Annotated in this window: 12 protein-coding genes; 5 read left to right on the forward strand and 7 right to left on the reverse strand. The window is 48.9% G+C overall.

Translation table 11 applies throughout. From position 1 onward, the window contains the following. Nucleotides 1-8 precede the first annotated feature (8 nt). A complete protein-coding gene (locus BQ7117_RS05415; protein ID WP_084789928.1) occupies nucleotides 9-2,099 on the forward strand; it encodes a neutral/alkaline non-lysosomal ceramidase N-terminal domain-containing protein in 2,091 nt (696 codons plus the stop codon). A 193-nt stretch (nucleotides 2,100-2,292) separates the two neighbouring features. Next, a complete protein-coding gene (locus BQ7117_RS05420) occupies nucleotides 2,293-3,180 on the forward strand; it encodes a LysR family transcriptional regulator (protein WP_073996549.1) in 888 nt (295 codons plus the stop codon). On the opposite strand, the gene BQ7117_RS05425 is transcribed toward BQ7117_RS05420, so the two are convergent. After that, entirely contained in the window at nucleotides 3,177-4,337 is a 1,161-nt protein-coding gene (locus BQ7117_RS05425; protein WP_143273977.1) for an MFS transporter, read from the reverse strand. The genes BQ7117_RS05420 and BQ7117_RS05425 overlap by 4 nt on opposite strands. A 51-nt stretch (nucleotides 4,338-4,388) precedes the next feature. On the opposite strand from BQ7117_RS05425, the gene BQ7117_RS05430 reads away from it, so the two are divergent. Next, a complete protein-coding gene (locus tag BQ7117_RS05430) occupies nucleotides 4,389-5,276 on the forward strand; it encodes a LysR family transcriptional regulator (RefSeq protein ID WP_073996549.1) in 888 nt (295 codons plus the stop codon). Here BQ7117_RS05430 and BQ7117_RS05435 read toward each other — a convergent pair. The 4 genes from BQ7117_RS05435 to BQ7117_RS05450 form a co-directional block, all read right to left on the reverse strand. Next, nucleotides 5,273-6,433: an MFS transporter gene (locus tag BQ7117_RS05435; protein ID WP_143273977.1), complete on the reverse strand. Its 1,161-nt coding sequence runs from the start codon at nucleotides 6,431-6,433 to the stop codon at nucleotides 5,273-5,275. The two genes, BQ7117_RS05430 and BQ7117_RS05435, sit on opposite strands and share 4 nt — an antisense overlap. A 129-nt stretch (nucleotides 6,434-6,562) precedes the next feature. Further along, nucleotides 6,563-7,531, reverse strand: coding sequence for a transketolase family protein (locus BQ7117_RS05440; RefSeq protein WP_084789932.1), 969 nt, complete (start codon nucleotides 7,529-7,531; stop codon nucleotides 6,563-6,565). 3 nt (nucleotides 7,532-7,534) lie between these two features. Then, nucleotides 7,535-8,425 (reverse strand): transketolase, encoded by an 891-nt coding sequence (locus tag BQ7117_RS05445; protein ID WP_073996552.1) that lies wholly within the window; start codon nucleotides 8,423-8,425, stop codon nucleotides 7,535-7,537. A gap of 12 nt (nucleotides 8,426-8,437) precedes the next feature. Then, nucleotides 8,438-9,283: an SDR family oxidoreductase gene (locus BQ7117_RS05450; RefSeq protein WP_073996553.1), complete on the reverse strand. Its 846-nt coding sequence runs from the start codon at nucleotides 9,281-9,283 to the stop codon at nucleotides 8,438-8,440. A gap of 230 nt (nucleotides 9,284-9,513) precedes the next feature. Between BQ7117_RS05450 and BQ7117_RS05455 the strand changes: the two genes are divergently transcribed. Both BQ7117_RS05455 and BQ7117_RS05460 read left to right on the forward strand, forming a co-directional pair. Next, nucleotides 9,514-9,999: a MarR family winged helix-turn-helix transcriptional regulator gene (locus BQ7117_RS05455; protein ID WP_073996554.1), complete on the forward strand. Its 486-nt coding sequence runs from the start codon at nucleotides 9,514-9,516 to the stop codon at nucleotides 9,997-9,999. A gap of 47 nt (nucleotides 10,000-10,046) precedes the next feature. Further along, nucleotides 10,047-11,906, forward strand: coding sequence for an MFS transporter (locus BQ7117_RS05460; protein WP_084789933.1), 1,860 nt, complete (start codon nucleotides 10,047-10,049; stop codon nucleotides 11,904-11,906). Here the strand turns inward: BQ7117_RS05460 and BQ7117_RS05465 are convergent. Together BQ7117_RS05465 and BQ7117_RS05470 are read right to left on the reverse strand one after the other, a co-directional pair. Continuing rightward, nucleotides 11,903-13,831 (reverse strand): SpaA isopeptide-forming pilin-related protein, encoded by a 1,929-nt coding sequence (locus BQ7117_RS05465; protein WP_073996555.1) that lies wholly within the window; start codon nucleotides 13,829-13,831, stop codon nucleotides 11,903-11,905. The genes BQ7117_RS05460 and BQ7117_RS05465 overlap by 4 nt on opposite strands. 194 nt (nucleotides 13,832-14,025) lie before the next feature. After that, nucleotides 14,026-14,988 (reverse strand): ribokinase, encoded by a 963-nt coding sequence (locus BQ7117_RS05470; protein WP_073996556.1) that lies wholly within the window; start codon nucleotides 14,986-14,988, stop codon nucleotides 14,026-14,028. Between the last annotated feature and the right edge of the window lie 21 nt (nucleotides 14,989-15,009).

The raw sequence follows: 15,009 nt of genomic DNA on the forward strand, positions 1-15,009 counted from the left end.
GTAGTTATATGGCTAAATCATCTATCGCGCGGAAGTTGGGAGCCGGTTTGGCTACCATCGCACTCTCCGTCCTTGCTTTCACAGCCGCTCCCCTTGCCAGTGCGGCTCCAGCTGATGCCGATTATCTGGTAGGAGCTGGCATTTATGATGTAACTGGCGCTGTAGCTGAGACTGGATCTTTCGGTTATGCAGCTGGCCAGGAAATGAATGGTCTAAATGGGCGTCTTTACGCTCACGCCTTTATCGTAGGTGACCTCAATTCCACGAAACGTATTGCCATGGTATCCGTAGATACGGGGGCAATATTTTCCAATATTAGATTGGCCGTACTGGACCGCTTAAAAGATAAGTACGGTGATCTTTACACCAGCCAAAACGTAATGATTACTGCTACCCACACCCACGTGGGAAATTCTGGTATGGCCACTGATCAGCTCTACCGGATTGCTGGTAATGACGGAGCTGGATTCAACTACGATCAGCGCATTGTAGACACCATGGTGAATGGAATTGTGGCCGCTATTGAGCGAGCACATAATAATCTCCAGCCCGGCCATATTGATTTCCAGCAAGGGAAACTTTCCGGAGTGGCGAAGAATCGTTCTGCAGAAGCATACGCAAATAACCCCGATGCTTCCAAGTACGATACCAACGTACGAGAAGATATGGAGCAGCTTTCTCTTAGCGCAAAAGATGGAAAGCCGCTTGGCGTCATCAACTGGTTCGGCGTGCACCCCACTTCTTTCTCTTTAAAGCAGACGCACGTTTCTGCAGATAATAAGGGCTACGCCCAGTATCTCTTCGAACAGAAGATGGGGAGCGACCCCAAAGACCCACAGGCTTTCGTAGCTGCCTTCGCCAATTCCTCATTGGGAGATGTGGTAGCAGTAGCTGGTAATTCTTACTCTTCTCCCGGATTTGAAGGCGATGCCAATGATTTCGTAAATGCCGAGAAAGCCGGCGGGCCACAATTTGAAAAGGCGTGGGAACTCTTCCAATCTGGCGGCACGCGCTTACAAGGCGATTTAGATGCACGAGCTCGCTATATAACGATGCCTGGCCGGACGGTAGCTCCAGAATTTACTGACGGGGACGGCGAGCAGAAGCTCTGCACCTCTGCCCGTGGTTATTCTTTCGCTCCAGGTGCTGAAAATGGTCCATCAGATTTCCCCGGCGTATACGAGGGAATGACGAATGACAATTTCGACGTATTCGACCGCAATATGAAAGTAGATCAAAGCTTCGTAGGATCTTTAATCCGCGGAATCGGAAAAGTTATTTCCCTCGGCAAAGATCCGTGCCAAGCGGAAAAGCCTATTCTTATTGCAGATGGAAAGCTGGGATGGAGCCCCAAGCAGCTCCCCTTCCAGGTACTCCGTATTGGCGAAGTAGCTATCATTGCTATCCCCTTTGAAGTAGCAACTATGCCGGCGCGGCATCTACAAGAAATGACGCTCGACATTATGAAAGCGGACGGCGTAAAGAAAGTAATTCTTTCCAGCCCAGCGAATGCCTATGCCGGATATATGGCCACTCGCGCCGAATACGCTAAGCAAAACTACGAAGGTGCTTCTACCGAATTTGGCCCTTACCAGCTCGCCGGCACGAAGCAAGAAATAAGCTATCTTGCCAATGCCATGCTGGATGGAAAGCAAGTCACCGACGAAGCTCTCCCGAAGATTCCTAATACTAAGCTATTCGCACAGCGCCCCGGCGTAGTACGCGATGACACTAAGAATGGCGAAACCTTCGGGCAAGTACTCCAAGAGCCAAATGAAAGTTATCAAGGCGGCGAAACGGCGATTGCGAAGTTCCGTGGCGCCCACCCGAAGAATAACTACCGCACAATGGATAGCTTTACGAAAGTACAGAAGCTAGAAAACGGTAACTGGAAAGATTACCTAGATGATCACGATTGGGATACTTCCTACCACTGGCAGCGCGATGGAGCGAGCCGCTCTATTACCACTGTTGAATGGAGAATTAACCCCAACACCCATCCGGGCACTTATCGACTAGTGCAAAACGGTGATTGGAAGAATTGGAAGGGAATAATTACTCCTTACACCGGTACTAGCCGTGCTTTTGAAGTGAAGTAAAAATCAATATCTCCGGTTTAAAAAGAACCGGAACCGGCGGGTGCCGAAGCGGAAATTATCCGCTTCGGCACCCGCCTTATTTCCTGCTTGCAAATAAAAAATCGAAATTTACCTTTAGATATTCACCTTACATATTTGCCACCCAATGGAATAAAATATTCTAAATACCGAGTAACTATAGAGGCAGCTCCAGATGCGGTTTGAACAGTTAGAACAGATTATTAAAGTGGCAGAATGCGGATCAATCACGCAGGCTGCCTATGAACTTTTTACTAGCCAACCTAGCCTTACAAAATCTGTAGCTGCACTGGAGCATGAATTCGGCACGAAAATTTTTCTCCGTACTCCACACGGCGTACAGCTCACAGCAGACGGGAAAGAATTCCTGCGGCACGCCCGCGAAATAACTACCTCAGTAGCCCATATGAGATTGGCGCTGGAAAATAAAGATGCCGCCCGCATCCAACGACTCAGCGTAGCCAGCCAGCAATTCGATTTCATTTCAAAACTTTTTTTAGACGCTTATCTGCACAATAAAGATAATTCGCTGCGCTTTAATCTACAACAGACGAATCGCAGCGAAGTAATAGAAAATGTGACGGGCGGAAAAGTAACTTTCGGAATTTTAGTACGCACCGCACTGGACGATAAAACTTTTATGTGGCCAGCCGATATCCGCACTCTCGAAATTACCCCGTTAGATACTGGCCCTATATACGTATGCGCAGGCCCGCAATCTCCTTACTATAATGCAAAAGCCGTGCCGCGCAGCGAAGTGGAAAAAGGTAGCCTGCTCACTTTAGATATGCAGATTGATGATTTTTCCCGCAGCTACTCTCCCACTGATCAAATCGTCGCCTTTAATTCAATTGCGGCTTGCCAAGATTTTCTTCACCACACTGATTCGCTACTTTTCGTATCGAAGTGGACGCGCGGTTGCTTCCCCGCCCCATTGCGTTGCATTCCTGTATCTCCCAGCTCCGACGCCGAAACCGAACTTATTGCGGTACGGCGTCGGAGCGAAGAGCTTTGCGCAGTAGAGCAAGAATTTCTCGAACTCCTGCGCACGCATTTTGCTTAATTATTTGCACCTTGCCGAGCTTTACTAAACTCTGGGATAAAGGCAAGCGCACCGGTAATTAACAGAGAGCAGAGGCTTCCCAACAGGAAAATTAGCGTATAGTTGCCGCCCCCGATTGGGGTAATAATCCAAGTAGGAATGGCGAAAGCACCCGCCATCTGCACAGTAGAGATAAGCCCGCCAGCGGCACCTACCGACTGTAGAGTCACTTCCGGCAGCTGCGAAGGCCCAGACATAATTACCGTCATTGCCATGGCGAGAGAAATTCCACCCAAGCAGAGGAAAAGCATAAATACCGGATTTGGCGCAGTAAACCAAGCGAGGAAAAGGAATACACCTCCGGCTATTCCACTGCTGAGAATTACTGGTTTGGCTAGGCCGCGCGAAATCTTCAAAGCAATAGGCGCACCCAAACTGCCGAGTAAAGAGCCGAGCATAATAACCGAAGCAGCTACTCCCGCCTGCGCCGGCGTCATACCTTTATCAGCCTGTAAGCCCGTCGGCAACAGCGAAGAATACGTCATATTAGCAGCGGTAAAGAAAGCCATTCCCGCTCCGAGCAGCCAGACATGCGGCAGTTTAATTACGCTCGCTAGGCCAGAAATAGCCGAAGCTGCCCGCGGCGGAGCTTCCACTCCCTCTGGGCGATCTTTTAGTAAGAGCACCCACAGGATCAAAACAGCCAACATGATGAAAGCTGATACCCAGAATGCCTGCCCGTAGGTGGGGAACAACCGCGCTACCGCCATACCAATCGTCGATCCGAGACCGCCGCCGGCCATGAAAATTCCGAAAGCTAAGCCTAAAGATTCTGGCTTAAACCAAGCGCTCAAAATCTTCGGAGAATTTGCCATTGCGAGCGTACCGGAAGCACCCGAGAGGAACATGCTAAAGAAGAGCATCCCGTAAGAATCTGCCCAGATGCGCAAAAATGCGCCTAAAGTGGCCACTATTAGCGCCGCCGTCAATACTTTTTTCACACCGAAACGATCAGCAAGAGTACCACCTGGCAAGCTAAAGAGCACACCTACAATCATCGGAGCCAGCACAATACCGGCAATATTAGGAGCAGCAAAGCCTAGTTCTTGCGCAATCTCTGCTCCCCAGGGGGCCACCATGAACTGGGTAAAACCGCCAACGAAAACGGTCAAGCTCACAACGCCTAAAACTACCCACCTATAAGATNGTAACTATAGAGGCAGCTCCAGATGCGGTTTGAACAGTTAGAACAGATTATTAAAGTGGCAGAATGCGGATCAATCACGCAGGCTGCCTATGAACTTTTTACTAGCCAACCTAGCCTTACAAAATCTGTAGCTGCACTGGAGCATGAATTCGGCACGAAAATTTTTCTCCGTACTCCACACGGCGTACAGCTCACAGCAGACGGGAAAGAATTCCTGCGGCACGCCCGCGAAATAACTACCTCAGTAGCCCATATGAGATTGGCGCTGGAAAATAAAGATGCCGCCCGCATCCAACGACTCAGCGTAGCCAGCCAGCAATTCGATTTCATTTCAAAACTTTTTTTAGACGCTTATCTGCACAATAAAGATAATTCGCTGCGCTTTAATCTACAACAGACGAATCGCAGCGAAGTAATAGAAAATGTGACGGGCGGAAAAGTAACTTTCGGAATTTTAGTACGCACCGCACTGGACGATAAAACTTTTATGTGGCCAGCCGATATCCGCACTCTCGAAATTACCCCGTTAGATACTGGCCCTATATACGTATGCGCAGGCCCGCAATCTCCTTACTATAATGCAAAAGCCGTGCCGCGCAGCGAAGTGGAAAAAGGTAGCCTGCTCACTTTAGATATGCAGATTGATGATTTTTCCCGCAGCTACTCTCCCACTGATCAAATCGTCGCCTTTAATTCAATTGCGGCTTGCCAAGATTTTCTTCACCACACTGATTCGCTACTTTTCGTATCGAAGTGGACGCGCGGTTGCTTCCCCGCCCCATTGCGTTGCATTCCTGTATCTCCCAGCTCCGACGCCGAAACCGAACTTATTGCGGTACGGCGTCGGAGCGAAGAGCTTTGCGCAGTAGAGCAAGAATTTCTCGAACTCCTGCGCACGCATTTTGCTTAATTATTTGCACCTTGCCGAGCTTTACTAAACTCTGGGATAAAGGCAAGCGCACCGGTAATTAACAGAGAGCAGAGGCTTCCCAACAGGAAAATTAGCGTATAGTTGCCGCCCCCGATTGGGGTAATAATCCAAGTAGGAATGGCGAAAGCACCCGCCATCTGCACAGTAGAGATAAGCCCGCCAGCGGCACCTACCGACTGTAGAGTCACTTCCGGCAGCTGCGAAGGCCCAGACATAATTACCGTCATTGCCATGGCGAGAGAAATTCCACCCAAGCAGAGGAAAAGCATAAATACCGGATTTGGCGCAGTAAACCAAGCGAGGAAAAGGAATACACCTCCGGCTATTCCACTGCTGAGAATTACTGGTTTGGCTAGGCCGCGCGAAATCTTCAAAGCAATAGGCGCACCCAAACTGCCGAGTAAAGAGCCGAGCATAATAACCGAAGCAGCTACTCCCGCCTGCGCCGGCGTCATACCTTTATCAGCCTGTAAGCCCGTCGGCAACAGCGAAGAATACGTCATATTAGCAGCGGTAAAGAAAGCCATTCCCGCTCCGAGCAGCCAGACATGCGGCAGTTTAATTACGCTCGCTAGGCCAGAAATAGCCGAAGCTGCCCGCGGCGGAGCTTCCACTCCCTCTGGGCGATCTTTTAGTAAGAGCACCCACAGGATCAAAACAGCCAACATGATGAAAGCTGATACCCAGAATGCCTGCCCGTAGGTGGGGAACAACCGCGCTACCGCCATACCAATCGTCGATCCGAGACCGCCGCCGGCCATGAAAATTCCGAAAGCTAAGCCTAAAGATTCTGGCTTAAACCAAGCGCTCAAAATCTTCGGAGAATTTGCCATTGCGAGCGTACCGGAAGCACCCGAGAGGAACATGCTAAAGAAGAGCATCCCGTAAGAATCTGCCCAGATGCGCAAAAATGCGCCTAAAGTGGCCACTATTAGCGCCGCCGTCAATACTTTTTTCACACCGAAACGATCAGCAAGAGTACCACCTGGCAAGCTAAAGAGCACACCTACAATCATCGGAGCCAGCACAATACCGGCAATATTAGGAGCAGCAAAGCCTAGTTCTTGCGCAATCTCTGCTCCCCAGGGGGCCACCATGAACTGGGTAAAACCGCCAACGAAAACGGTCAAGCTCACAACGCCTAAAACTACCCACCTATAAGATGACTCGTTTTTCATATATAACTCATTTCTGAAGAGGCCTCCGCTCTGGGAGGTAAATGGAAAGCGGAGGAGCGGAAAACCGCTCCTCCGCAAATTTGCCAACTAGCCGCGCAGCACTTTCCGTGCTGTAGCAGCAATTCCCTGCCCGTCCATGCCGTAGTAGGGATAAAGTTCTTCCGGATAACCGAAATTCACAAACTCATCCGGAATACCAATCTTGGTAAGCGGAGTATAGATTCCGGCTTCCATCAGCACATCAGCCACGATAGAGCCCAATCCGCCGAGGATATTGTGATCTTCAATGGTCACTATGGCCCCAGTAGAGCTGGCTGCCTTGCAGATAGCCTCTTTATCGACCGGCTTAATCGTATGCATATCGAGTACGCCAATATCGAAGCCCTCTTTCTCCAGCTCTTGTGCAGCTTGGATGGCTCCGCGCACTCCCATGCCGGTAGCAATAAAGGTCAAATCTTTTCCAGCTTTAACTTCTATTGCTTTCCCAATCTCATATTCCAGATTCTGATCGTAGACGATTGGCTCTTCACCACGTGGAATCCGAATATAAATCGGTTTATCATAATCCAGAGATGCCCGCAGCAGCTTCCGGCATTGCACCGCATCTGCCGGCGCAATCATGGTCATATTCGGAATAGAATTCATAATTCCGAATTCCACGATCGTATTGTGTGTAGGGCCATACCCGGAGGAAATACCGGCGTGCGTACCAATTAGACGCACTGGATAGTTGTTGTAGGCCACGTCGTTATGAATCTGATCTAGGGCTCGTACACAGAGGAAAGGCCCGAAGGTCTGCACGAATGGAATATAGCCTTCTTTAGCTAAACCAGCAGCCATCGTCACCATATTCATTTCGGCGATTCCCACATCCAGCACCCGGTTCGGATACTTGCGCATTAGCTCGCCCATCCGTCCGCTCTGGATAGTTGCGTCAGAATTAATATAAGCAACCCGCTTATCTTCCTCGATCATATCGAGAATTTCTGCCGTCATCGTGCCCTTGGATTCCATCATGGCACCCATATCACCAGAACAAAAATTAAATCCTGCCATTATTTATTGCACCTCCGCCAACCGTTGCGCCGTGTATTCATCAATTTGTTGCAATGCCAATTCCAGATGCTCATCATCTAGTCCACCAATATGCCAGGCGACGGGGCGGTCAGACATAAACTTAATACCCTGTCCTTTAATAGTGGAGCAAATAATTACATTCGGCTTGCCCTGTAAGGTAACTTCCGGCAGCTCCGAAAGTGCCGTATCGATTTCGCGCATATCAGCGCCATCTATTACCCGTGCATTCCAGCCAAAAGCCCGGAAACAATCAGCTAAGCCTTCTGGCCCGCCTTTTTCTCCCCAGTGCATATTTTCGCCAGCTTTGAAAGCGGCAGAAGCGTGGTTGTAATCAACTACTGCCACAATATTGTCTAGCCCCTTGGAAGCCGCATACTGAATGGCCTCCCAGTTCGAGCCTTCTTCCATTTCGCCGTCACCCAGCAGGGTAAATACGCGCGATTTAATATCTTTATCCCGATTGGCGGTGGCGATACCACAGCACCAGGAAAGTCCGTGCCCTAGCGAACCGGTAGATACTTCAATTCCCCGTACCGTATTGTGGTTGGGGTGGGCACCGAAGGGATGACCAATCGTATTGTAGGTATCTAAAAGCAAATCCCACTCATACATTCCCATATCGCAGAAAATGGTGAAGAGTAAGATTCCGTTGTGGCCTTTACTCAGAATAAAGCGATTCCGCTCTGGATCGTCTAGATTATCCGGATCGAACTCCAGATATTTATAGTAGAGAGCTACTGCTACATCCGTGGCGGAAAGCGGTCCGCCGATATGCACATTTCCAATACGCCGGGTACCGAGAGCGAGCTTGCGGCGAATCTCGCCGGCTTTCTCTACCAGTTCCGGGACGCTGTCAATTTTAACTACAGACATCTGTACTCCTTTTTAATAAATTGAATATCCGCCATCGATCGGAATATTTATTCCGGTGATATAGGAAGAGGCATCGCTGGCCAAGAAAAGTAAAGTACCTTGTAAATCTCCGGTAAGCCCGAAACGTTTCATCGGCACTACTTCTAGGCACATATCATGCCCCTGCTCGTTCATTACTCCTTCATGAATTCCCGACCACACATACCCGGGAGCAATGGTGTTTACCCGGATATTGTAGGGAGCTAAAGCAGCACCCATGTACCGCGCCAGCTGCGAAATAGCTGCTTTAGTAGCACCATAGGTGTATACAGGGGAAGGTCCACCGCCAATGAAGTTAGCGTTGTAACCCGAAAGTGAAGAAGTAAAAATAATTGATCCACCGTGCCCGTGCTCGCGCATTATCTGCTGCGCCATTTGCCCGGTAAGATGCGCACCCGTCAGATTCACGGCGACGGTTTTATTCCACACCTCTAGCGAGGCATCGACATCGTCACCCATCATGCAGATTCCGGCATTGATATGGGCAATATCTATGGTGCCCATCTTTTCCACTAAATCTACCCGCAGTTTTTCTACCTGTTCTGGCTGGGAAACATCGCAGTAGAAAGGCTCTACCCGCACCGAGAATTTCTCCGCCAGCTCGGCAGCTAATTTATCTATACGCTCTCGGGCAGCAGGAATATCCACCAGGGCCACCTCCGCACCAGCCGCTGCCCAAGCAGCTGCAGTGTTGCGTCCGATGCCGCCACCGCCGCCCGTAACCATACCTACTTTTCCAGCTAAGGAAAATTTCTTATATATATCAAAGTCAGGCTCTCGCCATGCATCTTTAACATAACGATCGTAAAATTCGGCCATTATTCAGCCATCCTCTCGCCATTAAGATACTGCTCAAAAATTTTCTGAGCCGCTGCATCTTCTTTAATGCATCACTTTCACCATAACGAAAGAAAAATGTGAATTCTAATACATATTATTTATGACGAGGGTATTCCAAAAAAGAATACCCGCAGAATATAGCCAAAAAGTCGAAGTCGAACCACATCTTAACTTGATTAAGTAACTTAACTATTAATATACTTAATTACATGGATAAGGATATTGCAGCTAACTCCACCCACTCTGCGGAGCTAAACCAACTCATCTTTGAGCTACACCGCCTCATTTTTACCTCGCACGATTTAATCAACCATTATGCAGCAAATTTGGGGATGCACAGTAAAGACGGCGAAGCGCTACTGCAAATTTGGCAAGCAGAACTTCTTAACCGCCCGCTCTCTCCTTCGGAACTCGCCGAACAGTTACATATAACGAGAGCAGCCGTCACTTATCTAACTGAAAGACTCGCAGAATCCGGCTACATATACCGCGAAACCGATTCGAAAGACCGGCGCAAAACGGTATTACGCATATCCGAAAGTGGCGGAAAAATTGGCCATAATTTTACTGCTCCGATGCAGGAAGGGCTGACAGGATTATTCGCAGAGAGATCCAGTGCAGAATTAGCTACTTTCTCTAGCATGTTGCAGGAGTTTATGGGATCTCTTACCCGCACTTATCATTTCGAAGACTAATTCATTTCAAAAATTAATTTTTATCGCACTATAGAAATTAGAAAATCATGAATACAGAAAATTTTACTGCCCCAAAACGCTGGGGTTTAGTACTAACGCTCTATCTTGCCGGCATCGGAATGGGTGCACTCGATATGGGGATAGTGAACCCGGCACGGACGGTAATTCAGAACGGCCTCGGAGTAGATGACAAAGTGGGAGTGTGGATATTTACTATCTACACTCTGGCCTACGCCGCCGCTATTCCGGTTATTGGAAAAATTGCCGATATTATTGGGCGCAAACCAGTATATGTATTGGCGATTGGCCTATTTGGAATCGGCTCACTCGGCTGCGGGCTCGCCCAAGATTTTTCTTCTCTTCCCTTGCTACTCACTTCCCGCGCCATTCAAGCAATCGGCGGGGGCGGAATGGTTCCGGTAGCCACTGCAGCCGTCGGCACCACCGTACCACCCGCTAAACGTGGCATGGCACTCGGACTAGTAGGAATGGTATATGGAGTAGCTTCGGTCTTTGGCGCCTCTGCCGGTTCGTTAATTTTAGATATTGCCGGGCAAGCAAATTGGCAGTGGATTTTCTACATCAATGTACCTATTGCACTTCTCGTGGTGGTGCTGGGAATCTGGGCACTCCCCCAAGAACTGGAAAACTCGGCTCGCAAATTGGATCTCCCGGGGATATTCTTCCTCGTCATAATGATTACTGCACTGCTTTGGGCTTTCCAGAATCTGGATTTCACGCAAATAGCTACCTCTGTGCAAGATAAAAACGTCTGGCTCGGTTTCTTAATATTTTTGGCACTAATACCGGCATTTTGGATTACCGAAAATCACGCCGAAGACCCCATTATTAACTTTAAGTACTTCGCTACCATAAATATGGCGACCACCTTGCTTTTCGGAGCCCTCTCCGGCATCTTAATGATGACGGTGATGTTTATTCCGCAGTTTGCCGAAAATTCTCTCCGTTTGCCTGCTGGTGCCGGTGGTTACCCGACCATAATTATCGGCGTTGCTTCTGCAATAGGAGCGCCTATCAGCGGGCGTCTCACCGACCGCTTCGGTCCGCGCTTAATTTTGGGATTAGGCACCGCTATCGCCGCCGCCGCTGGCTTCCTGTTAATTTTCTGGGCAAGCCCTTATCCTGGTCTTCTATCTACTTCTATCTCTATTTTTGTAATGGGTCTCGGATTAGGATTCCTCATGGGAGCTCCGCTCACCTACTTAGTACTGCATCTGGTGCCGGAGACTGACGCCAATTCCGGGCAAGCTACCCTCTCACTAATTCGCTCGCTCGGCATCACACTCGCTCCCGCAATTCTAGTGGGGTTACTGGCCACCGCTATGGGCGGACTTTCCGGAAAAGTAATGGCCGCTCTCCCCGAAATGCCGATACCGCCCGCCGCCGCAGTATCTAACTCCGCCATGCCTACCGATTCCACTGGATCTCCAATGGCGGTTGATTCGCCGCCTACAGCAAATTCAGGGAAAATAGCGGGAAATTCCGAAAAGAAAATGGCGGGAGCGATGCCGCCTAGCTTCCAGATGAGTGATTTACCAGAATCTTTACAGCACAAAATCAAGACGGCCGATGTGACCAACGTGGTAGATCGCTCTAAAGAATTGGCTGATTATATATTTTCCGAGCAAGCAGCGCAGATGCAGGAAAAAATGGGATCGATTCCGCCGGCTTTTGCAGCTGCCCATTCTCAATACCTGGCAGATATCGAGAATAATCGCGCGCAGATAGAATCAGCATTCCAGCTTGGCTTAAATGAAGGCTTCGTCCGCCTCTTCTGGTTCTACACTTTACTTTCCCTCGCGGGAATTATTCTGCTAGCGGGACTTCCCAGCAAAAAAGAAATCACCGCAAGAATAGCGGAGGAATCTGGAGGGCAGAACTATTAGCAGCTGTGCCGCTTACGCTGCACTCTCCAGATAATTACTCCCAAGAGCGCCGCCCCCGCCGCAAACTCCCCTATTGCAATTGCGTTGATACCAGTCTTCGCAAGCGGGGGCGGTGGTGGGGTATCTTTTTCATTAGTCACCGCAAAAATCGCCGGAAAGAGCGCTTCACCTTCCTTCGGCTCATTAAAATTCACTTTATATTGTGAAATAGGATTACCTACCACATAGGGAGCAGGCACGGAAATTTCTTGCAAGAAATAAGTGCCACTTTCCATCCAGTTATTTTCTTTCGGAATAAAAGAGCCTTCACTATCGGAAGTAAAGCTTCCGTCTTTTTCACCGCCAGGCACTGCAACTGGTAAAACTTTCTTAGTCTCACAACTATTCGGATCGGTACTCTTGCATACCTGTAAGTCTACGAGTTCCGGCAGATTTTCCTTTTTACATTTATATCCGCCCTCTGCAGCCGGCAGATACTCTTTCATATCCGGTTCTTTATAAAGCTTAAAACGGGCTCCCGCCACCGGTGTTCCAGCAGCTTTATCAGTTTTTTCTAGCTTGAACGTACCCAATACCGGCTTATAGGTATAGTAGAAATGCTGCACAGAAGCACCGGAATCGTGCACGGCATAAAAGATATTTTTCCCCGCTTTATAGTTTGGAGTCTTATCTTCATCGAAAGGATTAGCTAAATCGATAGCGGGATATATTCCATCCAATACAGGAATGGTATCTAAATCATTATCTACGTATTTATAAGTAGGAATATCTCGAATTATTGATTCAATAGTCGGGCGATAAGGCAAATTCGCTTTCCCTGGATTGCTCAACTCATAACTATCGAATCCGTAACGATGCCCTTGCTGCGGATTATGCCCGCTATTGTTGTAATTCATAAGCCGCAATCCCGCCATAGGATCATATTTACCAGGCACCCGATTCGTGAGCGAAAATTCATAAGGCCAAGCCGCAAGGCCCAATTCCTGTACTTCCTCTATAAAAGGAATTTCCGTATCGTAGGGAAGCTCGGGATAAATTTCCTTAGTTTTTATCCGATCGCGCATCCCCGCTAGCTGGCGATCTTCTAGGCAAGAAATAAGATCAAAAGGAGTTTTTTCATCGCCTAAAGTAATTCTTCGGTTAAATTCACGCCCCGGAAGATTCTTATTCTTAGCATCTACTCCGTGGAATAAGCGATAATCGGCATCTTTCACAAAGCGGAAATCTGCTGCTGCAAGTGGATAATCATTCGCATCTACCGTTAAACCGTTAGCAGTAGCCCCAATGGAGCCACCGCCGTCGCCAGTAGAACCGGTACCCCAGGTGAGCCCAGCTTCACTGGCAGTAGCCGGCACCCAAGCATCGTATTGGAAAGTGTGCACTTCGCCGTCGCCAAAAGAATCTTCAAAAATAAAATGCCGCGGCCGGAACCACCCGCCCGACATCCGCCGATCGCCACCCCACTCCTCAGTGACCGCATTGAAATCATTAACCGGATATTTTTCTTCCGGCACAGCTTTGCCATCATAGGTGAGATTTTCTATCGGTTTCCAAATGTAGTTTTCTCCGGGCTTATTCTTATCTAAATACTGCCAGGTAGTACCCCAACGGAACTCTAGAGTAGGATATTCATCTTTTCCAAGTGAACTATAAAATTTCACTGTGGTGCGCACGCCGTTACATGGCTTTACAGTTGCGTGAAATGCCAGAGTAGTTAAATGCGTAACCTTCGGATCAGCTGGCTGTACACAAGAGCCGTCTGCTCCCACTTCTCCGTGTAATTCCTGGAAGCTGAGGTCGTAGCTAGGAAATGGGCGATCCGCCGCCGCAGCGCGCGCCGCAAAAGTCGGCGCCAGTGCCAGCAGCATTAAAATTATTACTGAAAAAATTATGAGTACTTTTTTCGGCGAAGAAGGCTGCGCCATAATTCTCCTATAAAGATTGCATTTTTAACTATTCCGCTCTCAAAATCTACCACAATCGACTGGAGAGAAATTAAATGCCCACTTCAAAGAGAGTATCCACCCGTAGGAAAAAATACTCCTTCGAAACAAACACTCTGAAATAAATTCCTTTGGGATATGCGCTCCCGCAGACGCCGCATTCCTAAAATAAAACCTTAATTATTTAAGAAATCCGCGACTACTGCTGCAGGCTGATAAGAAGCCTGCGCCCCCATACGGGTAGCAGCTAAAGCCGCTACAGCACTAGCGAGGCATGCTCCCCGGGCAAGAGATTCACCTGCCGCGAGGGCGGCTAGCAGAGAACCCATAAAAGCATCTCCCGAGCCGGTAGTATCCACGGCAGTTATGGGGAAGGCAGGAATCGGCACAAAAACTCCGTTTTCCAGCACTAAGGCTCCGTCTGCCCCCAGCGTCAAAACTGCGCGCGCAAAGCCGAGACCTTCCAGCGCAGCTTGCAATTCTTCATGATTGGCAGGATCAATTGGAGCACCCGCTAAAACTGCCAATTCATGCTCATTTACAATCAGTACATCGACCAATTTTAATAAAGACTCCGAAACGGTAGTGATTGGCGAATAATTTAGCACTACCTCTATACCGGCCTCATGAGCAGTACGCGCCGCCGCCTGTACCGCCTCTAGCGGAGATTCTAAGCACAGCCCCAATACCCGCGCGCTCTTAATTACCTCTGCTTGTGCAGATACCTGCCCTTCACTCAAAGCAGCATTTGCTCCGGCCGAGTAAACGATGGTATTTTCCCCTTGCGAATCTACCGTAATAAGTGTCGAGCCCGTAGGATGGTCTACACGTGAAGTACCCGAAAGATCCACTCCAGCATTACGCAAAGATTGATAGAGCAAATCACCGTGTGCATCTCTCCCCAGCACTCCGATAAAACTAGTTTTTGCCCCGAGCAGGGCACAAGTCACCGCTTGATTAGCCGATTTTCCGCCCGGCAAAGTCGCCAGCGGGCCTCCGGGCACGGTTTCTCCTGGGCGTGGCAAACGCGCAGTTTCTACAGTTAAATCTGCATTAATTGACCCAACCACCACTACAGGATTGCCTAAGAGAGCGAGCACTTCCCGCGCAGTAGTTTTAGTTTCTTCGATATTCATAATATTCCCTTCGCTGGCTGCCGA

This window comes from Arcanobacterium urinimassiliense, assembly GCF_900119495.1.
GTDB classification, from domain to species: domain Bacteria; phylum Actinomycetota; class Actinomycetes; order Actinomycetales; family Actinomycetaceae; genus Arcanobacterium_A; species Arcanobacterium_A urinimassiliense.

Coding starts and splice junctions, on each gene's coding strand:
- BQ7117_RS05415 (WP_084789928.1), top strand. CDS start 9: ATGGCTAAATCATCTATCGCGCGGAAGTTGGGAGCCGGTTTGGCTACC.
- BQ7117_RS05420 (WP_073996549.1), top strand. CDS start 2,293: ATGCGGTTTGAACAGTTAGAACAGATTATTAAAGTGGCAGAATGCGGA.
- BQ7117_RS05430 (WP_073996549.1), top strand. CDS start 4,389: ATGCGGTTTGAACAGTTAGAACAGATTATTAAAGTGGCAGAATGCGGA.
- BQ7117_RS05440 (WP_084789932.1), bottom strand. CDS start 7,531: ATGGCAGGATTTAATTTTTGTTCTGGTGATATGGGTGCCATGATGGAA.
- BQ7117_RS05445 (WP_073996552.1), bottom strand. CDS start 8,425: ATGTCTGTAGTTAAAATTGACAGCGTCCCGGAACTGGTAGAGAAAGCC.
- BQ7117_RS05450 (WP_073996553.1), bottom strand. CDS start 9,283: ATGGCCGAATTTTACGATCGTTATGTTAAAGATGCATGGCGAGAGCCT.
- BQ7117_RS05455 (WP_073996554.1), top strand. CDS start 9,514: ATGGATAAGGATATTGCAGCTAACTCCACCCACTCTGCGGAGCTAAAC.
- BQ7117_RS05460 (WP_084789933.1), top strand. CDS start 10,047: ATGAATACAGAAAATTTTACTGCCCCAAAACGCTGGGGTTTAGTACTA.
- BQ7117_RS05465 (WP_073996555.1), bottom strand. CDS start 13,831: ATGGCGCAGCCTTCTTCGCCGAAAAAAGTACTCATAATTTTTTCAGTA.